At 62.0% G+C, this 20,256-nt stretch carries 14 protein-coding genes; 8 read left to right on the forward strand and 6 right to left on the reverse strand.

Features of this window, described 5'->3' with window-relative positions:
- Positions 1–291: 291 nt before the first annotated feature.
- Positions 292–1,077 (reverse strand): EAL domain-containing protein, encoded by a 786-nt coding sequence (locus tag ACTJLB_RS18585; RefSeq protein WP_088173815.1) that lies wholly within the window; start codon positions 1,075–1,077, stop codon positions 292–294.
- A gap of 411 nt (positions 1,078–1,488) precedes the next feature.
- On the opposite strand from ACTJLB_RS18585, the gene ACTJLB_RS18590 reads away from it, so the two are divergent.
- The 3 genes from ACTJLB_RS18590 to ACTJLB_RS18600 all read left to right on the forward strand — a co-directional run bounded on the left by ACTJLB_RS18590 (position 1,489) and on the right by ACTJLB_RS18600 (position 6,275).
- Positions 1,489–3,900, forward strand: coding sequence for a putative bifunctional diguanylate cyclase/phosphodiesterase (locus ACTJLB_RS18590; protein WP_440784125.1), 2,412 nt, complete (start codon positions 1,489–1,491; stop codon positions 3,898–3,900).
- Between the two features lie 205 nt (positions 3,901–4,105).
- Entirely contained in the window at positions 4,106–5,680 is a 1,575-nt protein-coding gene (locus ACTJLB_RS18595) for a diguanylate cyclase domain-containing protein (protein WP_440784126.1), read from the forward strand.
- A gap of 310 nt (positions 5,681–5,990) precedes the next feature.
- Positions 5,991–6,275: a hypothetical protein gene (locus ACTJLB_RS18600; RefSeq protein ID WP_027805078.1), complete on the forward strand. Its 285-nt coding sequence runs from the start codon at positions 5,991–5,993 to the stop codon at positions 6,273–6,275.
- A gap of 87 nt (positions 6,276–6,362) precedes the next feature.
- On the opposite strand, the gene ACTJLB_RS18605 is transcribed toward ACTJLB_RS18600, so the two are convergent.
- A complete protein-coding gene (locus tag ACTJLB_RS18605) occupies positions 6,363–8,645 on the reverse strand; it encodes an amylo-alpha-1,6-glucosidase (RefSeq protein WP_020070909.1) in 2,283 nt (760 codons plus the stop codon).
- A 410-nt stretch (positions 8,646–9,055) separates the two neighbouring features.
- Between ACTJLB_RS18605 and ACTJLB_RS18610 the strand changes: the two genes are divergently transcribed.
- On the forward strand, positions 9,056–9,457 hold the full coding sequence (locus ACTJLB_RS18610; RefSeq protein ID WP_020070910.1) for a hypothetical protein: 402 nt from the start codon (positions 9,056–9,058) through the stop codon (positions 9,455–9,457).
- Between the two features lie 25 nt (positions 9,458–9,482).
- Here ACTJLB_RS18610 and ACTJLB_RS18615 read toward each other — a convergent pair whose 3' ends face one another.
- The 3 genes from ACTJLB_RS18615 to ACTJLB_RS18625 form a co-directional block, all read right to left on the reverse strand.
- Positions 9,483–10,271: an alpha/beta fold hydrolase gene (locus ACTJLB_RS18615; RefSeq protein ID WP_020070911.1), complete on the reverse strand. Its 789-nt coding sequence runs from the start codon at positions 10,269–10,271 to the stop codon at positions 9,483–9,485.
- Positions 10,272–10,518: 247 nt separating this feature from the next.
- Complete coding sequence (locus ACTJLB_RS18620) at positions 10,519–11,571, reverse strand: rod shape-determining protein (RefSeq protein ID WP_020070913.1); 1,053 nt, start codon at positions 11,569–11,571, stop codon at positions 10,519–10,521.
- 224 nt (positions 11,572–11,795) lie between these two features.
- The gene (locus tag ACTJLB_RS18625) at positions 11,796–12,455 is read right to left on the reverse strand and encodes an alpha/beta hydrolase (RefSeq protein ID WP_440784128.1); all 660 of its coding nucleotides are present in this window, start codon (positions 12,453–12,455) and stop codon (positions 11,796–11,798) included.
- 396 nt (positions 12,456–12,851) lie between these two features.
- Here ACTJLB_RS18625 and ACTJLB_RS18630 point away from each other — a divergent pair, with 396 nt between their 5' ends.
- Positions 12,852–14,438 carry a DHA2 family efflux MFS transporter permease subunit gene (locus ACTJLB_RS18630; RefSeq protein WP_440784129.1) on the forward strand — a complete coding sequence of 529 codons (1,587 nt, stop codon included), beginning with the start codon at positions 12,852–12,854 and terminating at the stop codon, positions 14,436–14,438.
- Positions 14,439–14,543: 105 nt separating this feature from the next.
- The gene (locus ACTJLB_RS18635) at positions 14,544–15,458 is read left to right on the forward strand and encodes a glutaminase (protein ID WP_131318608.1); all 915 of its coding nucleotides are present in this window, start codon (positions 14,544–14,546) and stop codon (positions 15,456–15,458) included.
- Positions 15,459–15,585: 127 nt separating this feature from the next.
- Here ACTJLB_RS18635 and ACTJLB_RS18640 read toward each other — a convergent pair whose 3' ends face one another.
- On the reverse strand, positions 15,586–16,455 hold the full coding sequence (locus ACTJLB_RS18640; RefSeq protein ID WP_440784130.1) for an NmrA family NAD(P)-binding protein: 870 nt from the start codon (positions 16,453–16,455) through the stop codon (positions 15,586–15,588).
- A 285-nt stretch (positions 16,456–16,740) separates the two neighbouring features.
- Between ACTJLB_RS18640 and glmS the strand changes: the two genes are divergently transcribed.
- Together glmS and ACTJLB_RS18650 are read left to right on the forward strand one after the other, a co-directional pair.
- The gene (gene glmS / locus ACTJLB_RS18645; RefSeq protein ID WP_131318604.1) at positions 16,741–18,570 is read left to right on the forward strand and encodes a glutamine--fructose-6-phosphate transaminase (isomerizing); all 1,830 of its coding nucleotides are present in this window, start codon (positions 16,741–16,743) and stop codon (positions 18,568–18,570) included.
- Positions 18,571–18,702: 132 nt separating this feature from the next.
- Positions 18,703–20,229: a N,N-dimethylformamidase beta subunit family domain-containing protein gene (locus ACTJLB_RS18650; RefSeq protein WP_440784131.1), complete on the forward strand. Its 1,527-nt coding sequence runs from the start codon at positions 18,703–18,705 to the stop codon at positions 20,227–20,229.
- The last annotated feature ends 27 nt before the right edge of the window (positions 20,230–20,256 follow it).

Raw genomic sequence — 20,256 nt, forward strand, 5'->3', positions numbered from 1 at the left:
CGCGTCGTCGACCCATTGGCCGCAGTCGTACTCTGATCGACCTGGCATGCATCACGTCGTATGGGCGGTAAGCGATACGCAACCGCTATGCCTGCCGCCGGATCGTGGAGCGGCACAGAGTAATTGCTGGCTTGTGTATGGAGAAGAGGAAGGCGCACGAGGCCGCATGCCGCTCGCACGAGCGGCATGGCACGAAGCATCGAAAGCGAGCGGAAGCTCGCCTCGGGTACGGCGCTTGCGGCGCCCTGCTGATGGTCTGGCCTGGAAAGTCCGCGCTGAGTTGCCCCGCCGTCAGGTTAAATACGCGGACGCATCAACGGTCGGAATGGACTTGAAACCCGGTTTAGCGAAGAAATAGCCCTGCATGAGAGTGACGCCATGCGCAATGAAGAAGTCGCGCTCGCCCTTGGTTTCAATGCCCTCCGCAACGACGCGAATACCCAAATCCTGACAGATCGATAGCACGCCGCGCACAACGCGCTGACGCACACCGTCAGTGTCGATGCCGCGTAAAAGTCCCATGTCGAGCTTGATGATGTCAGGCTGGAAATCGACCAGCAGGGAAAGCCCGGAATAGCCGGCTCCGAAATCATCGATTGCCGTCAGGAAGCCAAACTGCTTGTACGTCCGGAAAATGTCGACGAGATGGGAGCGATCAGTCAAATGCTCGCCTTCCACCGTCTCGAAGATGATTCTCTCGATGGGAAAGCCATGCGTTCGCGCTGCATCGAGAGTGCTCCTTATGCAAACCTCGGGCTTATAGACCGCGTTGGGCATGAAATTGATGGAGAGAAATGCGTCGAGACCGAGCGCGGCTGCACTGGCAATGGCGATCTGCCGGCAGTGCTGGTCAAACTGATATTTGTTTGCGTCATCGACTTGCGAGAGCACCGAATAGGCAGATTCGCCATTTGGGCCGCGCACCAGCGCCTCACACGCGAACACGGTGCTTGCGCTTATATCGACGATGGGCTGAAACGCGAACCCAATCTCAACGGGCGGGCGCGTTGTGTCCCGGCACCCGGAACATTTTTGCGGCTGCTCGGCCGCGTGATCGTGAATCTTGAAAGAAGCCATTTCGTATTTACCGTCATTGTCTGCTTCGGCGTCGAGCCGATAACGCCAGAAGTCACAGTATCTCGCCGCTCGGCGTTGAGCTTCGCTCGCTTATCCGCACAGCTTTGGACTTATCGTCCATTGTTAACAACTGCACGCATTAAGCATCTTATCGGCGGCCGGCAATAGATCTGTAGAGCGGCCCTCCAACAAAGCAGAGGCGCGTGCTACCGTCCCGGCAAGGCGCCGGAATACTCGCCTCGTATTGCGCGCTGCAACCAACAGCACGGCGCGCGTCCACGCGCCCCGACGAAGAACCGCCCGTTCTCAGGCACCCCGCCATTAAAGATTCGCGCAAATGGACCGTAATACTAGGGACGTAGTGGCACGCGGCATTCGAACGGTCACGCGAACAGGCAGTCGGAGAACAGCGTGAGAATCAAAGCGGCATGGCGCCCTAAACCTTCCAGTCGAGAGCGGTCTCAGGGCAATGCTCACGCAGGCGTCACTAGTTCGTCGGCCCGCAACCAGCAGTTTCTCTCCTATTTTCTTGGCCAGTACGGTCAACGCAGCACTCTACCGCTTGCCAGTCTCCTCATTGCTGCCGCCGCCGGCATCGGCTTAGGCATTCTGGCGCATCGCGTCGCCAGCGAAGCGGCAACCACCGTACGTCTTGCACTGGCACTGGCCGCAGGCGTCGTCGGGCTCGTGGCTATCGGTCGAAAGCTCGCTTCTGACCACGCCCGGCAGCGCGCCGCAATTGCACTCGCGAGTGGGCTTCTCAACGCGAATCGCGACTGCCTGAAGGTGCTCGATACCGATGCAAAAATGCTGCGGGTGTCCGAGCACGGAGCCGCGTTGATGGAAGCCGAGTCGCCAGAACAACTCAGCGGCGCGGACTGGCTCAATTTCTGGAGCGGCGACGAGCGCACGGCCGCCGAGCACGCGTGGCGTGCCGCTCTCGCCGGAACGAGCGCATCTTTCACCGGAAGCTGCCCGACGACCAAGGGACGCACCAAGTGGTGGAATTCGACGCTGACACCCGTTACTGCGGAGAACGGCGCGGTAGTCGCGCTTCTGTGTGCTTCAGAAGATGTCACTCAGCAGTGCGAGTTGCTAAAAGCACTCCGCGAACGCAATGAACTCATGCACGAGATGGAGTCGCATGTTCGGCTCGTGTTCTACTCGTACAGCGCGCATTTTGAACACTTTTATCATGTGAGTGCGGGCGTCGAGCGCGTGTTCGGCATCAAAGCTCAAGAGCTCAGCACGAGGCCCTCGGCGTGGCTCGACCTGGTATTGCCTGAGGACCTGGAGCCGTTGCTAGCGGAGATGCAACGTATCGCGTCGGAAGGGGTCGAAGGCCGCTCGGAATACCGCATCCGGCGCCCCGATGGTTGCCTGCGCTGGATCAGAAGCACGGCCTACCCGGTCCGCGATGGGTCCGGAACCGTGGTGCGCATTATCGGCGTGAGCGAGGACATCACGTCGGAGCAGGAACGCCTCGCGGCACTCGACCGTTTAGCCTACACCGATGGACTCACCGGTCTCGCCAACCGTACCGCCCTCGTTCGGCGGATGAAAACACTGTGCAGACAGAACGTTCCGTTCGGCCTCATGTTTATCGACCTTGACCGGTTCAAGGTGCTCAACGATACGTTGGGTCATACGGCCGCCGACCGTCTGTTGCAGGACATCGCGAATACTATTCAGCAAGCGCTGCCCTCCGACGCATGCATTGCGCGTCTCGGAGGCGACGAGTTCGCGGTCATCATCAGCGGCGAGACTGACAAGGCTGCGTTGGCGGGGTTGGCACAGTCTCTTCTGAACGTCTTTTCTACCGACGTCCGGAAAGACAACGCTGCGCCATTCGTTACGGCATCGATCGGCATCTCTCTCTTTCCCGAGCACGGCCGGGATCACGAGGCGCTCCTCACAAGCGCGGACATCGCAATGTATGCGGCGAAAAAAGGTGGCCGCAACGGCTTCCGCTTTGCCGACAAAGCGTCGAGCGATGTACTTGGCGATTTCGAACTCGAGCGCAGTTTGCCTATGGCGCTTGCGTCAGAGCAGTTCGTCCTTCATTTCCAGGGTATTCACGAGACGGCTTCATTGGCGGTGAAAGGCGTTGAAGCACTCGTTCGGTGGAATCATCCAACACGAGGAATGGTCGGACCGGGAAGCTTCATCCCCATACTGGAGGAAAGCGGATTCATTGTCGAAGTCGGGGCATGGGTCATGGATGCGGCCCTCGCGCAACTGGCGATCTGGCGCGCTGCCGGACGCAGGGGGCTTTGCATGTCGGTGAATGTGTCGGCGCGTCAACTCAGGGACGACACGATAGTCGCGGTGGTCGACCACGCGCTGCGCAAGCATGCATTGCCGCCACGTTGCCTCGAGATCGAATTGACCGAAAGCGCATTGATGGAAAACCCGTCGCTCGCGCAGGAAACGCTGATGGCACTCAAGCGCCTTGGCGTGCGCATTGCCATCGACGATTTCGGCACCGGTTATTCGAGCCTGCGCTATCTTGCAGACTTCTCACCCGATACGGTGAAGATCGACCGCTCCTTTACCGCAGGGCTGGGTCGCGACGCAGCCACCGCGTCGATTATCCGGGGCATCATCCAGATGTCGCACGAACTCGGTATGCAAGTGACGGCCGAAGGTGTCGAAACGGAGCAGCAGCTACGCACGCTGCGCGACGCAAACTGCGACCACGTCCAGGGGTATTTCCTGACGAAGCCGATGGATGCGGAACACCTTGTGGATGCCTGTCGTTCGCTAATGATGCGTCACGGCCCCAGCTCCATGTCCCTGTTCGCGACGCAAGGCAGCGACTGACTAACCGGACCAAGTCGTTGCGTAGCCTATAACGCGCGCAATTCGGCAACGCAACGCTGACGGGAACGAACCGCACCAGTTTCCGTTTGCAACCTGCCAAAGAACCGCGAGCGCGCCCCTCGGGCAATTCCCCATAAAGAACCGCCCTCCTTCGCCGTTAAGACAGGAAATGTAGCTCCGCCCCAGCACTGACCCCAGCGGTACCATGGCAGTAAATCTTTCCGTTTCGAAGTCGATTCTCGCGACTCCGCCCGAACTTGGCGCGGCCGTATCGCCGTCCATTCGTGCCCGGCTGCTGGCGACGCTTTTCGACAACAGGCGGCCTCTGCTCATGTCAGTGGTTGCCAGCGCATTCGTCGCCGCGGTGGCCTACGCGCGCCTGCATCAGCCGTGGGCGATTCTCTGGCTGCTCGCGGACGCGTGGGTATTGCTAGGACGCCTGAGCATCATCCAGGCATACACGTCGCATAACCGGAACAGCCCGCTCAACCCGCGTCCGTGGGCAGCGACGTACGCCCCGTTGTGCCTCACGACGAGCCTCATGCTCGGACTGGGGACCATGGGGTGCGTCGGCACCGCCGACACCACTCTGGCATCGCTCGCCCTCATGGTCGCATCGGGCATTCTGGGCGGGGTCGCTTCGCGGAACGCTTCGGTACCGCGCCTCGCCATCGCACAGATATGCCTCGTCACGATACCCATCGGGTTGGGCGCACTGTTCTCGCCTATCGCCGGCTCGTGGATCCTCGTGCCCCCTCTGCTTCTCTACGTCGGCGCCATGATATCTATCGTGCAGCGCCACTACAGGGGGCTCGTCGCCCTCATGATCGCGGAGCAGAATCACGCCGAACTCGCAGTGCGCTTCGACGCCGCGCTCACGCACATGCCGCATGGGCTTTGCACCATCGACCGGTCGGGAAAGGTGGCCATTGCAAATAGCCGCACCGCCCAGTTGTTCGGCGCGACGCTCGACACGCTGAAACTGAACGTGCCGTTACCCGAGTTCATCGGCCATCTCGGCTTTGTGCAGTTCGGCGAACGGCTGGGTCAGCAGTTCACGGAAAAATGCTCCGCGTGGCTCCGCGAAAAACGGCGCCCCCTCGCACTCGCATTGCCCAACGGCCGCCAGTTGGAATTGACGCGAAACCCTGTGCCGGACGGCAGCGCCGTCGTGATTATCGAAGATGTGACCGAGCGTAAGCGCAGCGAAGCGAAGGTGCTGTATCTGGCTCGCCACGACTCGCTTACCGGACTTGCGAACCGGCGCGAACTGCGCGAGCGGCTTGGGAAGATTCTTTCGAGCGCGCGCCGCGGCAGCGATACGCGGACCGCCGTGCTCTACCTGGATCTGGACGGCTTCAAGCAGGTCAACGACAGGCATGGCCATACCGCCGGCGATGAAGTTCTGGAAGCAGTCGCGACGCGGCTTACCGAAACGCTGCGGCATGGCGAATTTGCCGCACGCCTCGGCGGAGACGAGTTTGCCGTGATCGTCGAGAATGCCGCTCTGCATGCGGTCGTTGCAATCGCCGAGCGCGTGATCCGCGAAATAGCGAAGCCCTATCCGCTAACGGCGGGCGGCACCATCCATATCGGCGCGAGCATCGGTATTGCGCTGGCGGAGGCCCAGGAACCCGTCGACGATCTGATCAGGCGCGCCGACGAGGCCATGTACAGAGCAAAAAAGGCCGGCAAAGGCACCTACCGCATTTCGCACGGGCAAACCGAGCCGGAACCGGACGCGGACGCGGATCGGGATGCGAGCGTCGGTACAGCGTGAGTGCGCACGACGCTTCAATAGCGCCTCTCGCGACGCTCTCCTCCGTTCACACGTAGGCTAATGCCGCCCGTGTCGAAGACCTCGGCGCAAGCAGCGCCTCTGCGTTCGCCGGTGCGCAATCCGCATGCCGCTGCACGAAGCGCAACCTGCGCAGGCCTGCCTGCCGTGCGCTACGGCCGGCAATTAAAACGGAGTATTTCCCCCTGATTGACCCACCCTCTGCGCTGGGCTATGAATCCGATATGCATATCCGGCGATGCACATGCGTGCCGCCGCGCGCCATCGCCGATTTCAGACGGAGGAAGCCGTCATGCTCACGAGACTCGTCGCAATCGCATTGGCGCTCGCGTTCGCAGGGACAGCACATGCACAGGGCGGCACGGTGGGCTCAGGGACCGGCCGCGCACGCACGGACGCAAGCTCGACGGGCAGCGCAAAGCCGCAAGCGCCCGCTTCCGCGCCGGCGACCGGCAGTGCGTCGCTGCCGGTCGGCTCGGGCATTATCGTGGCCCCAGACGAAGGCGCCCGCCCGCCGCGTCCTGACGCATCGCCCGGCACGCCTGCCAATCCAAGCGGCCTGAAGAAGCCCGATTGAGCCGAGACTGGATAACGGACGCACTCAGGGCGCAGAACCTGCTGCCGACCGGCGGCGGGCCTTAACCCGCGGACGACGCAGGTGACGTCACAGAAGCGCCACGACGCGGACGTCGCCCTGCTCAGCGGAGGCCACCACCTTCTCGCCGATGCGGCGGAAGGTGATCGACACCGACGCGTCGCCGACCCGCAGATCACCGACTTCGAGCCAGTCGATGCCTTCCGGCAGCATGGGTTGCTCGATCAGCACTTCGCGGCGTTCGGCGTCGATCGTGATGCCGAGGCACGCCTCCAGCATCATGAACGGCGAACCCGCTGCCCACGCTTGCGGCAGGCAGGCGACTGGATAGGCGGTGGGCGGCTCGCCGCGCCGGCGTGGGAAGCCGCAGAACAGCTCGGGCAGACGCATGTCGAAATTGACGGCCGCCTGGAACAGCGCCTGCAACAGCCGCACCGCCGCTGCCTTGCCGCCGTAGTGCGACAGCCCGCGCGCGCAGATTGCGTTGTCATGCGGCCAGACCGAGCCGTTGTGATACGCCATCGGATTGAAACGCGACTGGCTCGCGGCCAGCGTGCGCACGCCCCAGCCTGTGTGAAACAGCGTGGAGTCGAGCGCGCGAACCACCGCTTCGCCACGCTCACGCGAAGGCAAACCGAAAGCCAGCAGGTGACCCGCGTTCGACGCCATCACACGGCACAGTTCACCGTGACCGTCGAGCGCGATCCCATAGAAGCCGGACTCTTCCATCCAGAACTTTTCTTCGACGCACTCGCGCAGTCTCTTCGATCGCGCCTTGTATTGCGCGGCTGCGTCGTGCAAGCCGCGCAGCTTTGCAAAGTGAGACATGGTGTCGAACGCGGCGCTCGCATAAGCCTGCACTTCGACGAGCGCGATCGGACCATCGGGGAAGCGGCCGTCGGCGTGAAACACGGAATCGTGGCTGTCCTTCCAGCCCTGGTTCGCGAGGCCGCCGTCCGACTCGCGCTGATAGTCGAGCAGCCCATAACGATTCTTGTCGCAGACACCGGCGACCCAGCCCGCCGCGCGTTCCAGCGCCGGCCACAGTTCGTCGATCAGCGCGATGTCGCCCGTGCGAGCCGCATAAGCGCCGGCCAGTACGATGAAGAGCGGCGTGGTGTCGACGCCGCCGTAATACAGCGCGAACGGCACTTCGCCGGTGGCCGCCATTTCGCCCTTGCGCATCTCATGCATGATCTTGCCGGGCGCGGCGTCGCGAAACGGCGAGTTCTCGCTTGCCTGATGCTCGGCAAGAAAACGCAGCACGCCGGCCGCGAGTTGCGGCTGCAACCAGAGCGTCTGCAACGACGTAATCACGGCATCGCGCCCGAACGGCGTGGAGAACCATGGAATGCCCGCATACGGATACGGGCCGGTCGCGAGGTCGGTGGTCAACAAGCCGAGGTCGGCAAGCGAACGGTCGATCCACGCGTTGAAAAGCGGGTTGCTCGAACGCACGCGGGCGGTCACGCGCCGCCGTTCGCGCATGACGAGGTGCGCATCCACCAGCGCGGCGCGCACCGCGGTGCGGCCGACGCGCGGCCGCTCGGTGTCGATCTGCGACATATGCGCTTCGCTCACCGGATGAGTCGGCGACGACACGCCGGCGCTCGGCGCATCCGGCGATTGTGCGACCACCTGAACCGCGATCGACAGATAGATCGACACGCACGCCTGAGCCGGCAGCTTGACGGTGTAGTCGGCGCGGTCGGCGAACAGCTTGTCCGGCTGCGGCGCGAAAGCGATCTGCACATTACGCGCCACGTCGTCGAGACCGACGTAACCCAGCAGCACTTCGTCGTTCTCCACGCGCGGCGCCTCGATGCGCCCCTGCTTCGTGCGCTTCAGGCCGCGCACTTCGAACATGTCACGAAAGTCGCTGCCGAACGAAATGGAGAGCGGCACGATCGCGTCGCTCGCGCCGTAGTTGGTGAGTTCGATTGCTTCGTTGAGCACCGTGCCCGACAGAACGCGCACGCGCTCCACGTGGATCACGCCCTCAGGCGTGCTGTCGCCGCCCAGCGGCGGCAACGGACGGTTGGTCAGATGCGCGGTAAACGACGTGTTGTCGCTGCTGACGCTGCCCGACAGCAGCGAGGGCGCGCGGCCACCGAACGTGAGGCGCAGTTGCGAAAGCACGCGGGTGTCGTTGACGAAAAGGCCGTCGTCGTGGCCGGTGATATCGCCGAGAGGATCGTTGACGATGAAGGTGTCGCCCGACTTCAGCACGTGCTGCGTGGCGCTGGCAACGTTGAGGTTTTCCGTCGGGATGAAAACGCCGTCCTGCTCGGGTTCGCGGTGATCGATTCCGCCCGAGTGGGACAGGCCGCCGAGGGCTTCAGGCTGCTGCATCAGGGTCGCTCCTATGGTTCGCTGCTGCGTTTCGCTTCACTTCCAGTTGCGGCGGGTGGTGCCCGGTCGCTTCCGATTGTAGAAGGTCTGGTCTCTTCAGACGAACTTCTCGCGGGGGAGTTTCGGTTTTTTTTCGGTGGCACAGGACGTGCAGAGCGCCCCGCGTTCTGGCGCGTTGCGGACATGTTGCACCCGCAACCTCGCGCCGCCCAAGTCGATCAGTCGCTGCCTTGAGACCTGCCTTGAGACGCTAAACAGCAACAATGTTTTGCTTTGGCAGGACTGAGTACGCAGCGATGCATCTGCGATACTGAATTCGTGTTCTGCTTGCCCGGCGGACACATCGCTGTCATGGCCCGCCGCGCTTAGGCGGGCCTTTTTAATCAGCCAGAAGAACAGGAAGAACCCGAATGAACGCCTCTCTTGAAACGCTTTTTCCGGACCACGTCCATAGCGAAGACAGCGCCGTCAGCGCGTTGAACCATCAGGACATCGTCGTTGCCCTCTCGGCGGCTTTGAAGACGCAGGACGTCGCGGTGCTGCACATGCTGTATCCGCGCACCGACGCGCGCACGCATCGCAGCCTCGACGCGCTAGTCGACGTGTTGCATGGGCACGGGCTGCACGAAGTCGCGGATCTGATCGCACATGAAGCGCACTACCTGCTGTTCAAGGATCCGGCGAAAGCGTGGAAAGCGTTTCACGAGATCCGCAACGACTCGCTCGCGATCGGCGTGCATCTCTATTATCACGGCCTGGTTGGCGAAGCGGCGGAACGCGCGCTCGACAAGGACGCGCATCGCAAGGCCTAAGCAATCCGTTTGAAAGATCCGCCGGTCACCTGGCGTTTGTCGCGCGAATGAATTCGTCGATGTAACGATTGAAGGCCGATGGATGCGCGAGATTCATGCCGTGCGACGCGCCGCGCACCGTTTCGCGCCGTGCGTCGGGCAACCACGATTGCAGCGCGGCCGCAGTGCGCCGAAACATCTCAGGACTTTTTTCGCCGTCTATCAGCAGCACGGGGCAACGCACGTCGGCGGCCTCTTGCGGCACGTAAGGCGGCAATGGATCGCGCAGTTGCAGCGGGAGCGTGGCCGCGTTGTCGGTTGCCATCCGGCGAAAAGCCGGCGTGCTCATCGCCCAGAAACCGGGGCGGCTTACCGAATCCACGAACAGTTGCAGGCCTGCCTCCACGTCGCCGCTCTCGATCAACTGCGCCGCCCGCGCTCGTAACGCATTGACCGTTTCGGGCACGCTTGCGGGTGGCCGCCCGGCGATCTGCAACGGGCCGCCCGGGTCCGCCAGGGTCAGGGTGCGTATGTGCTGCGGGTAACGGCGCGCGGAATGAAACGCGACGCAGCCGCCGCGCGAATGACCGACCACGTGGGCCGCTCCCACGCCGAAACGCTCGATGAACTGCGCAACCTGATCCGCATGCGCGCTCCAGCTGAACGGGGCGTCAGGTCTGGTATCGGTCATCGGCCAATAGTGCGTGAGACTCACCGCGACGCAACGGTAATGCTTCGAAAGACCGGCGAGTTGCGGCTGCCAGTAACGATAATCGCAAAGCGAGCCGTGCACGAACAGCAGCAGTTCGCCTTCGCCAGCCTCGACATAGGGCATGCGCAAACCGCTTTCCAGTTCGATGAAGAGAGCGGAAGTATCGAAGGACTCAGAAGCGGATCGATTCACAGATGGTTCGCGGCAGCGCCGCGACGCCGGCCGGATGAATTGAGTGGGAGGATCGAGCGCTTGCAGGAATCTGCAAGCGCCACGTAACATGTATTGTCACATAGCCCCGTCTTGCGGTGCCGGTCGGCAGATTCGCGGCTGGAGTGCTGCCGAAAACGCGCGGCAGGCTACGGCCGACTCACTCGTAAGCGAACTCTTCCAGCAAGCCGGCGGCGGCTGCCGCGCCCGCGCCGCGCACGGCGCACGTCAGCGGCTCGTCGGCCACGCGCACTTCGAGGCCGATCTCGTTCGAGAGGCGCCGCTCCAGATTGCCGAGCAGCGCGCCGCCGCCCGTGAGCACGATGCCGTTGTGCGCGATGTCGGTGGCGAGTTCGGCGGGCGCCATTTCCAGCCCGCGTTTTACAGCGCCGATCACCTGGCGCAGCGGTCCTTCTATCGCGTCGGCAATATCGTGATTGCTCAGTTGCACCGTGCGCGGCAAACCGTCGTCAACACTGCGCCCGGTCGCGTTCATGTGCTCGGCCGGCACGTCGCGCACAGCCGAACCGATATTTTTCTTTACGTGCTCGGCGGTCTGCTCGCCGAGCAGCACGCCATACAGATTCCGCACGTAACTGATGATCGCCATGTCGAAGGTGTCGCCACCCACGCGGATCGAACCGCTATACGCAGTGCCGCCGAGCGTGATCACGCCGACTTCAGTGGTGCCGCCGCCGATATCGACGACCATCGAGCCGGTCGCATCGGACACCGGCAAACCCGCGCCGACAGCCGACGCGAGCGATTCGTCGATCAGACTCACCTTCCACGCGCCTGCCGCGACGGCCGCTTCCTTGATCGCGCGACGTTCGACCTGAGTCGCGCTCGCAGGAACGCACAGCGTGAATGCCGCGCGGCGGCTGAACAATTGCCGCGGGCGTGCCATATCGACGAACTGCCGGATCATGTGCTCAGCGGCGGAAAAGTTGGCGATCACGCCATGACGCATTGGGCGCACGGCTTCCAGATTGCGCGGCTCCCGGCCGAGAAGCTGGCGCGCCTCGGCGCCCACCGCCGTGACGCGTTTTGGGCCGGTCGAGTGATCTTTTTCGAAGCAGACAACCGACGGCTGATTCAGCACGATGCCGCCGTCGTCGGTGTAAATGAGCGTATTGGCCGTGCCGAGGTCCACCGTCACGGCCTGGCGGAACAGTCGGTCGAAAAGCGGGTGATGCGGCGTCGGTTTGGCCATAAGAAGGCTCTGTTGTGTCGCTCTGTAGCGTCGCGTGGCGGCTTCGCTCAGTTGCGTCGCTTGTTTGCGTCGTTAGCGCCCATGCACGGCAGCATGAAAAATGCGCCCCCGGTCACCCCTGCCGCGGGCACTGCGCAGTCCCGCGACGGGCGTGATTTTCGTGCTATGAGCAGTTAACGGCAAATAGATCGATATCTTTAGCCCCGCTTTTCAAGCGATCTGTATCAATCGCGCGACAAAGCGCCCAGCGTGCGCTCGAGTGCCTGCTCGCCGAGCGCGACGCCGTCCGCGCTGATCGTGTGGCCCACGCCTGGCAACGCATAGGCGTCGACGGTGTAGCCGGCCGCGCTGAACGCGTCGGCGGCGTATTCGAGCTCCTGCACCGGAATCACCTCGTCTTCCTCGCCGTGAATCAGGGTGAGCGGTGTGCCGTTGTGCGCGCCGACGGGCGACGCAAGCCGCCCCGAGTAGGCGACGACGCATGCAGCGCCCTCGGCGCCCGTCGCCACATGATGAAGCGCCATGATCGAACCTTGCGAAAAGCCGACGAGCGCAAGCCGTCCGAAAGAAAGTTGCCAATGAGCCAGCTCGGCTTCGAGCATGCGGCGCAGCGCGGCATAGGCCGTCGCAGCGCGCGCTTCGCGGTTGCCTTCGCTAATGTCACGCAAGCTGAACCACTGACGCCCGCCGAAACCGCCGTCGAAGGGATCGGTGCCGTCGAGCGACGTGAAGGCCACGTCGGGCAAACGCTCGCTCCAGATGTCCGCGAGCGGCATCAGATCGCGCGCATTGCTGCCCACGCCGTGCATCAGCACCACCAGTCCCTTGGCAGGCGCAGTCAGCGGCGCACGCCGCCAGCCGTGTTCGAATTGCTCCCAGGCCATATTGTTCCTTTGCTGTGTTTGAATTGCGGTTGATGGCGGCCGCCTGCTGCGTCGCAAACTGCAGCATATGCAGTCTGGGTCGGCCCTAGCCGCGAGCATACGCTGTCGGCTTTGCTCGTGCCGCCTCTGCCTGCGCGCGTCGGCGACGTCGAAAGATGAATACAGGTATCCTTTTGCGAGCATCCAGCGGACCCGCCTCACCGTATGGCGCTGCCTGTCGCAGCATGTCGCATGAGCGTCGCATTGGGGCGCATGAATGGCACCCTGAGTGGCAACTTCGTGGCAACTTAGCGGCATCGTGGCGGCACATTAGCGGCAGAAAGCGGCGCATGCCCACGCAGCAGTGCTGGGGTATCGGCGCGCGAGGTCCGCGGCACATCGATCCGGGAGAACCTCTTGAGCCAACCACCGTCCGCGGCGCCTTCCGCGCCCGCGTCCGCCCCACCCGCCCCTCCACCGCCGCTGCAAGGCGGGCAACTGGTGCTCGCGACCGTTGCCGTCGCACTCGCCACGTTCATGAACGTGCTCGACACGTCGATAGCGAACGTCGCCATTCCGACCATCTCGGGCAACCTGGGCGTTTCCGTCGACGAGGGCACCTGGGTCATCACCGTGTTCGCCGCGGCCAATGCCGTTTCAATTCCGCTCACCGGCTGGCTCACGCAGCGCATCGGCCAGGTGAAGCTGTTCGTCGGCGCGATCCTGATGTTCGTGATCGCCTCGTGGCTGTGCGGCATCGCGCCGACGCTGCCGATCCTGCTGCTCGCGCGGGTTTTCCAGGGCGCCGTGGCTGGCCCGCTGATTCCGCTGTCGCAAGCCATTCTGCTCGGCTCGTATCCCAAGGAGAAAGCGTCGACCGCGCTCGCGTTATGGGCAATGACCGCCACCGTCGGTCCGATCGCCGGCCCGGCGCTCGGCGGCTGGATCACGGACAGCTACAGCTGGTCGTGGATCTTCTACATCAACATTCCGGTGGGCCTCTTTGCTGCCGGCGTCACGTGGATGATCTATCGCACTCGCGAGTCGCCCACCCGTAAGCCGCCAATCGACGTGGTCGGGCTGGGCCTGCTGATTACATGGGTAGCTTCGTTGCAGATCATGCTCGACAAGGGCAAGGATCTCGACTGGTTCGCGTCGCCGGTTATCGTCATTCTCGGCATTACCGCGCTGATCAGCTTCGCATTCTTCCTTGTGTGGGAATTGACAGAAGAGAACCCGATCGTCGATTTGCGGCTTTTCCAGCAGCGCAACTTTCTGGGCGGCACGATTGCGATCTCCGTCGCATACGGCGTTTTCTTCGGCAATCTCGTGCTGTTGCCGCAGTGGATGCAGGAGTACCTGAATTACCGCTCGGTCGACGCAGGTCTCGTCACCGCGCCGCTCGGGATTTTCGCCGTGATTCTCGCGCCGGTAATGGGCCGCGTGCTGCCGCGCTCCGACGCGCGCATCATCGCGACAATGGCTTTCGTCGGCTTCGCGATCGTCTTCTATATGCGCTCGAAGTACGTGATCGAAATCGACACCTGGCACCTCGTGATACCGACGCTATTGCAAGGCATTCCAATGGCGCTCTTCTTCGTGCCGCTGACGTCGATCATTCTCTCGGGACAGCCGCCCGCGAAGATCCCGGCGGCGGCCGGCCTGTCGAACTTCGCTCGCGTGTTTTGCGGCGCGGTGGGTACTTCGGTAGCGGGCAATGCCTGGAACAACCGCACAGTGCTGCATCATGAAAGGCTCACCGAACGCGCATCCGTGAACAACCCGTTGTTCAACCAGCAGATCGATTCGACGCAGTCGTTGCTGCATATGAACACGCAATCAGCGCACGCGCTATTCGATTTCACCGTGAATACGCAGGCGGCGATGATGGGCCTGAACGACATCTTCTTTATATCGGCGGTCATCTTCATCCTGATCATTCCGCTGATCTGGATCACCCGGCCCGCAAAGGGCGGCAGTCAGGACGCAGCAGGCGCGCATTGACGGCAGCGCGGGCGTCGCAGCGGCTCTCAAAGCTTCGCGCGGCGCCCGCCTCGACACATTGCGGATGCTTGCCAGTAGAATCGCGGCTCCACAGGGTTGAGCCTCATGAACTACGCATCCATCCTCGAACAGATCCATCGCGACTTGCGGCCTTTCCTCGGCACCGGCAAAGTCGCCGATTACATTCCGCAACTGGCGACAGTCCCCGCCGACAGCTTCGGCATGGCGATCGTCACGCCATCCGGCGAAGTATTTACGATCGGCGAAGCAGACACGCGCTTTTCCATTCAAAGCATTTCGAAGCTATTCGCCTGCACAATGGCGTTCCGGCTGCTTGGCGACGAGTTGTGGCAACGTGTCGGTCGAGAACCGTCGGGCAATGCTTTTAATTCACTGGTTCAGCTCGAAGCGGAGCACGGAAAGCCGCGCAATCCGTTCATTAATGCCGGCGCATTGATCGTGACCGACGTGCTGTGCCGGCGCTTCGTTCAGGCCGAAACCGCGCTCGTCGAATTCATGCGGCGCTTAACAGGCGAAGCAAGCATCGACTACGATCTGCGCGTCGCCCAATCGGAGTTGCAGCACGCCCACCGCAATCGTGCGATGGCGCATTTCATGGCCAGTTTCGGCAATATGGAAATGGCGCCGGAAGTTGTGGTCGATGCATATTGCCGTCAATGCGCGATTTCCATGAGCTGCGTTGAACTCGCGAAGGCAGCACTGTTCCTGACCAATCATGGCGTGGCGCCGTCCACTGGCGAGCGCATTCTGGACACCAGTTCCGCGAAACGTCTTTCCGCGCTGATGCTAACGTGCGGTACTTACGACGCAGCCGGAGATTTCGTCTATCGCGTCGGCCTGCCCGCCAAGAGCGGCGTGGGCGGCGGAATCGTCGCGGTATTGCCCGGAGAAATGGCAGTGTGCGTGTGGTCGCCGGGGCTCGATGCAAACGGCAATTCACTGGCCGGAGTTCTTGCACTCGAATGGTTGACGACCTATACGGGCCAGTCAATTTTCTGATTGCCAATGAGCGTTGGCGCACAGACATTCAGGGTGAATTAACGCAGTGCGAATAGCGCGTCACCGCGCGACGTTGGCACACTGCGCCGCGCTATTCGCCGTTTGCGTTGGCAACCTTTCGAACCGATCAGCCAGCGCGCTTGACGAGTTCGGCGAGCACTGTCTCATAGGCAGTGTTGCCCACTACATGCTCGTTTACGCCTGGCTCGAAATCAATCCAGCCCGAGTTGAAGCCGTCGAGCATTTCAATGCGTGGCGCCGGCCAGGCCGTGCCTTGCGCCTGAAACCGCGCTTCCCATTGATCGCGCGGCACCGCTTGCGCCTTCACGTCACGCTCTAGTACCCGCCCAAGCAGCGCCGCGATTTCACGCTGCGTGTAGCGCTGCGGGCCCTCGATCTCGATCACGCGCCGCCCTTGCCAGGACTGTGCAAGCGTATCTGCGACGACGCGGCCAATATCGGCCGTCGCGACCATCGGATACGCGCGCTCGAGCGGATGAAGGAAACTCGACATGACGCCCGTGTCGCGAGCCGGCGCAATGTCCCACAGCGAGTTTTCCATGAACCAGGCGGGCCGCATGATGGCGGTGGGCAACGGCAGGTCAGCGAGCGCCTCTTCGAGAATATGAACCTGCGTGATCAGGCCAAGGCCGGACACACGCTGGCCGCCAACCGAAGACAATACCGCAACGCGCTCAGGCCGCGCCTGTGTCAGCGCTGCTTTGAGTACAGCCGCTCCAGCGTGTGCGCCTGGATAGCCAGGCTCCGGCGCGAAGTTCGGCGCCATCATCGCGAATACGCCTGCCGTGCCGCGAAAGGCTGCGGCGAGCGCTTCGGCGTCCTCAAACGATGCGATCGCCACCTGGGCGCCACGCTCCTCCCACTGCGCGGCCTTCTTCTCGTCGCGCAAGACTGCGCGCACTTCATGTCCGGCCGCTAATAAGGCGCGTGCCGCCGCGCCGCCAACCTGCCCTGTCACACCCGTAATCGCATACATGTTCGATCGCTCCTTAAAGGGTAAATGCGGTAGTGCGACGCATTCTCACCGTTTAATCGGCATTTCTCGATAGCATCGATATCATTTGTTCAATGACGAAATAGCATGCTTATGTTTCATGTTTGTTGCGCGTGAAAGGTGCGTGCTTATTTACCGGACAACGGTTCAACGTTTCGCGCCGCGCTCAACGCGGTTTGCACTGCGGTGTCTATGCTTGGTTGCAATGCAACAGACTTGATAGTTCAGTCCGTTGGTGTTTGAACCGCTGCGAACAAGGGGCTTTTCATGTGCGGAATCGTAGGAGCAGTGGATCGGCGCGATGTGACTTCGATGTTGACCGAGGGATTGCGACGCCTCGAATATCGCGGCTACGACTCGTGCGGTATTGCCGTCCTTCAGCAAGGCGCGCTACGGCGGGTGCGGAGTGTTGCGCGCGTTGCGAATCTTGCCGCAGAAGTTGCGCAAGCAAACTTGTCCGGAATGATCGGTATCGCACATACAAGATGGGCCACTCATGGAGCGCCCGTCGCAAGGAATGCACATCCGATCTTCTCAAGCGGCGAAATCGCCATCGTCCATAACGGCATCATCGAAAATCACGAGTCGCTGCGCGAAGAACTCAAAGTACTCGGCTACGTTTTCGAATCGGATACGGATACGGAAGTCGTCGCTCATCTGATTCATCATGCCTGGCAGAAGGAGTCTTCGGGCGACCTGCTTTCGGCCGTGCGCCATGCGCTTGCACGGCTGCATGGCGCATACGCCATCGCGGTATTCGCGAGAAATGATCCGCACCGCGTGATCGGCGCGCGCGCGGGCTCGCCGCTCGTCGTCGGACTCGGCGACCAAGGCAACTATCTGGCGTCTGACGCAATGGCGCTCGCCGGTACGGTCGAGAAGTTCATTTATCTGGAAGAAGGCGACATGGCGGAATTGACGCTGGACGGCGTGCGGGTCGTCGATCAACGCGGCAATACCGTCCAGCGCGACGTCAAGATCCAACATTCGAACACCCACGCGGTGGAGCTCGGCCCGTACCGGCATTACATGCATAAGGAGATCTTCGAACAGCCCAGCGTGATTGCGGACGCAATCGAGGCGGTTCATTCGATCTCGGCTGACTTATTCGGACCCGGCGCAAGGCACGCTTTCCGCGAAATCGACTCATTACTGATCGTCGCGTGCGGCACGAGTTACTACGCGGGCATGACCGCAAAGTACTGGTTCGAATCGCTTGCCAAAGTACCGACGCAGGTAGAAGTCGCCAGCGAATACCGGTATCGCAGCAGTGTCGCCAATCCTCATACACTAGTCGTGGTCGTGTCGCAGTCGGGCGAAACGGCGGATACCCTCGCGGCTCTGAAACATGCTCAATCGCAGGGACACCGGCACACGCTGGCTATCTGCAACGTCGCAAGCAGCACGATGATGCGCCAGGCGCAATTCCAGCATCTGACGAGTGCCGGACCCGAAATCGGCGTTGCCTCGACGAAAGCCTTTACGACACAACTGGTCGCATTGTTTCTGCTGGCGCTTACGCTCAGTAAGCAGCGCGGGCGCCTTCCGGCGGCGCAGGAGGCCGAGTATCTGGATCAGTTGCATCAGTTGCCGGCACGCCTGAACAGCGTACTCGCGCTGGAAGCGCAAATCATTGCCTGGGCCGAAGCATTCGCGCGGACCGAGCATGCGCTTTTTCTCGGGCGCGGCTTGCACTATCCAATCGCTCTGGAAGGCGCTTTGAAGCTGAAGGAGATCTCATACGTACATGCCGAAGCCTATCCGGCCGGCGAGTTGAAGCACGGACCGCTCGCGCTGGTGACAAGCCAGATGCCGGTTGTGGCGATCGCCCCCAACGACGCACTGCTCGACAAGCTGAAATCGAACATACAGGAAGTGCGGGCCCGCAGCGGCCAATTGTATGTATTCGCAGATCAGGATTCGCGGATTGCGAGCGAAGATGGCCTAAGGGTAATCCGCATGCCGAACCACTACGGCTGTTTGTCGCCAATCCTGCACGTGGTGCCGTTGCAACTGCTTGCTTATCACACGGCCTGCGCGCGCGGCACCGACGTCGACAAGCCGCGCAATCTGGCGAAGTCGGTCACTGTCGAATGAGGCGTAGCGCACAGATGGGTTGACAGTTTGTGTGTACAAGCAAACGGATGCATGACGACGAACGTGCGCCGCACATGTAATTGAAATTCATTGAGCCGGCCAACGCCGGCTTGATAGCGCGAGGAAGCAAGCATGCAGATTTATCCGATCAATCCGAGCTTTACGGCGGGAGCGTGCTTCGAACTCGCCGTGCAGCCGAACACGCGCTTTAGCGTTGCTCTTTATCAGCAACAGGACGACGACTCGCTGACGAGTCTGTGCGGCGTTGTTGTCGAAGGCAAAAACGGTGTAACGGCCACGTTGAAAGACGGCAAGTACTTGTTCGAATCCACGGGCAATAACGTGCGGATGCGCTTCGACGAGGACTGGAACTGGCCGACGATCACAATCCGGCCGAACGTGACGGACCTGGAGACCGGCGCCTATGTAGCGATCGCCTATGAGGTCGATGCCGACGGCAAGCCCGTTCACGAGCTTGGGCAGTCGTGCGCCGCGCATCGGCCGATATTCGCGGCACGCCCCGACAGCGACAGCATGGCGCTCGTCATCGCGCGTCCGCGCAATCCGACTGCGGCTCTTGCGTACATCGTGCCTACGGCTACCTATCACGCGTACAACTCGACGGGCGGCGGCAGCTTCTATGACGATCGCGTCCACCGCTATCGGGCAGCGAATAAAGTCAGCCTGCATCGCCCCGGCGGCGGGCTAGGTGCACGGCTCGGCGAACCGGTCGATCCGTACGATACGCGCTCGACCCGTCAACAGTTCGCACATTGGGACGCCAAGTTCATCCGGTGGCTGCGCAAGGAAGGCATTGCTTGCGACTTCTACACGGATCTCGATCTTCACAGCGCGACGGCCCTCGATCTGACACGCTACCGCTGCATGCTGAGCGTCGGTCACCACGAGTACTGGAGCGAAGAAATGCGCGCGCATGTCGCGTATTTCGTCACGCAAGGCGGAAACCTTGCGGTTTTCAGCGGCAATACGTGTTATCGGCCCGTGAGGTTCGTCGGCTCGGAGCCCGGTCAGCTCACCGAGATGCGCAAGCTCGCGGACAACTGGGACGTGCTCAAGGAGCGGATCGATCTCGATCCACGTGTAAGCGGCAATGAAAGCAATCTGATAGGACTGACTTATAAGCACGGCGGCGGCCACTGGGGTACATGGTCACGCTGGCGTCGCCGGTGGGTCAAATGCGAGCGTCGAGCGGTCGGCTTTACCGTCAAGCGGCCAGAACATTGGATATTCGCCGGTACTCAGTTGCAAAAGGACGACACGTTTGGCGCGGAAGATCGTCTCGTCGGATATGAAGCCGACGGCATCCCGCCCGAATGGAGTGACGATGCGTTTGAAACGCTGGCGACTACAGATCCGCTTGCGGGCTGGGAGATGGGCGGAGCAGGCGCGATCGGCATCTTCCGTCCGTTGCTTCGTGACGGTCGCCGCAGCGTGGGAGAAGTGTTTAACGTAGGCACGACCGACTGGGCTCGCGCGCTAATGGATAGCGCGGCGAAGAGCAATGGCGTAGTTCAGCAGATTACCCGCAACGTGATCCGCAAATACGCAGGACTCGAAGCGGCAAATGAATTGCCGCTACCTGCCTCGGAGACGGCCAGCGCCACAAAGGAGGCTGCATTGCACACCGACGCCGGTTGAGCGGTACACCGTGTACGGAATGAAGGC

It is taken from the genome of Paraburkholderia sp. 22098 (genome assembly GCF_052045935.1).
Lineage (GTDB): Bacteria > Pseudomonadota > Gammaproteobacteria > Burkholderiales > Burkholderiaceae > Paraburkholderia > Paraburkholderia caledonica.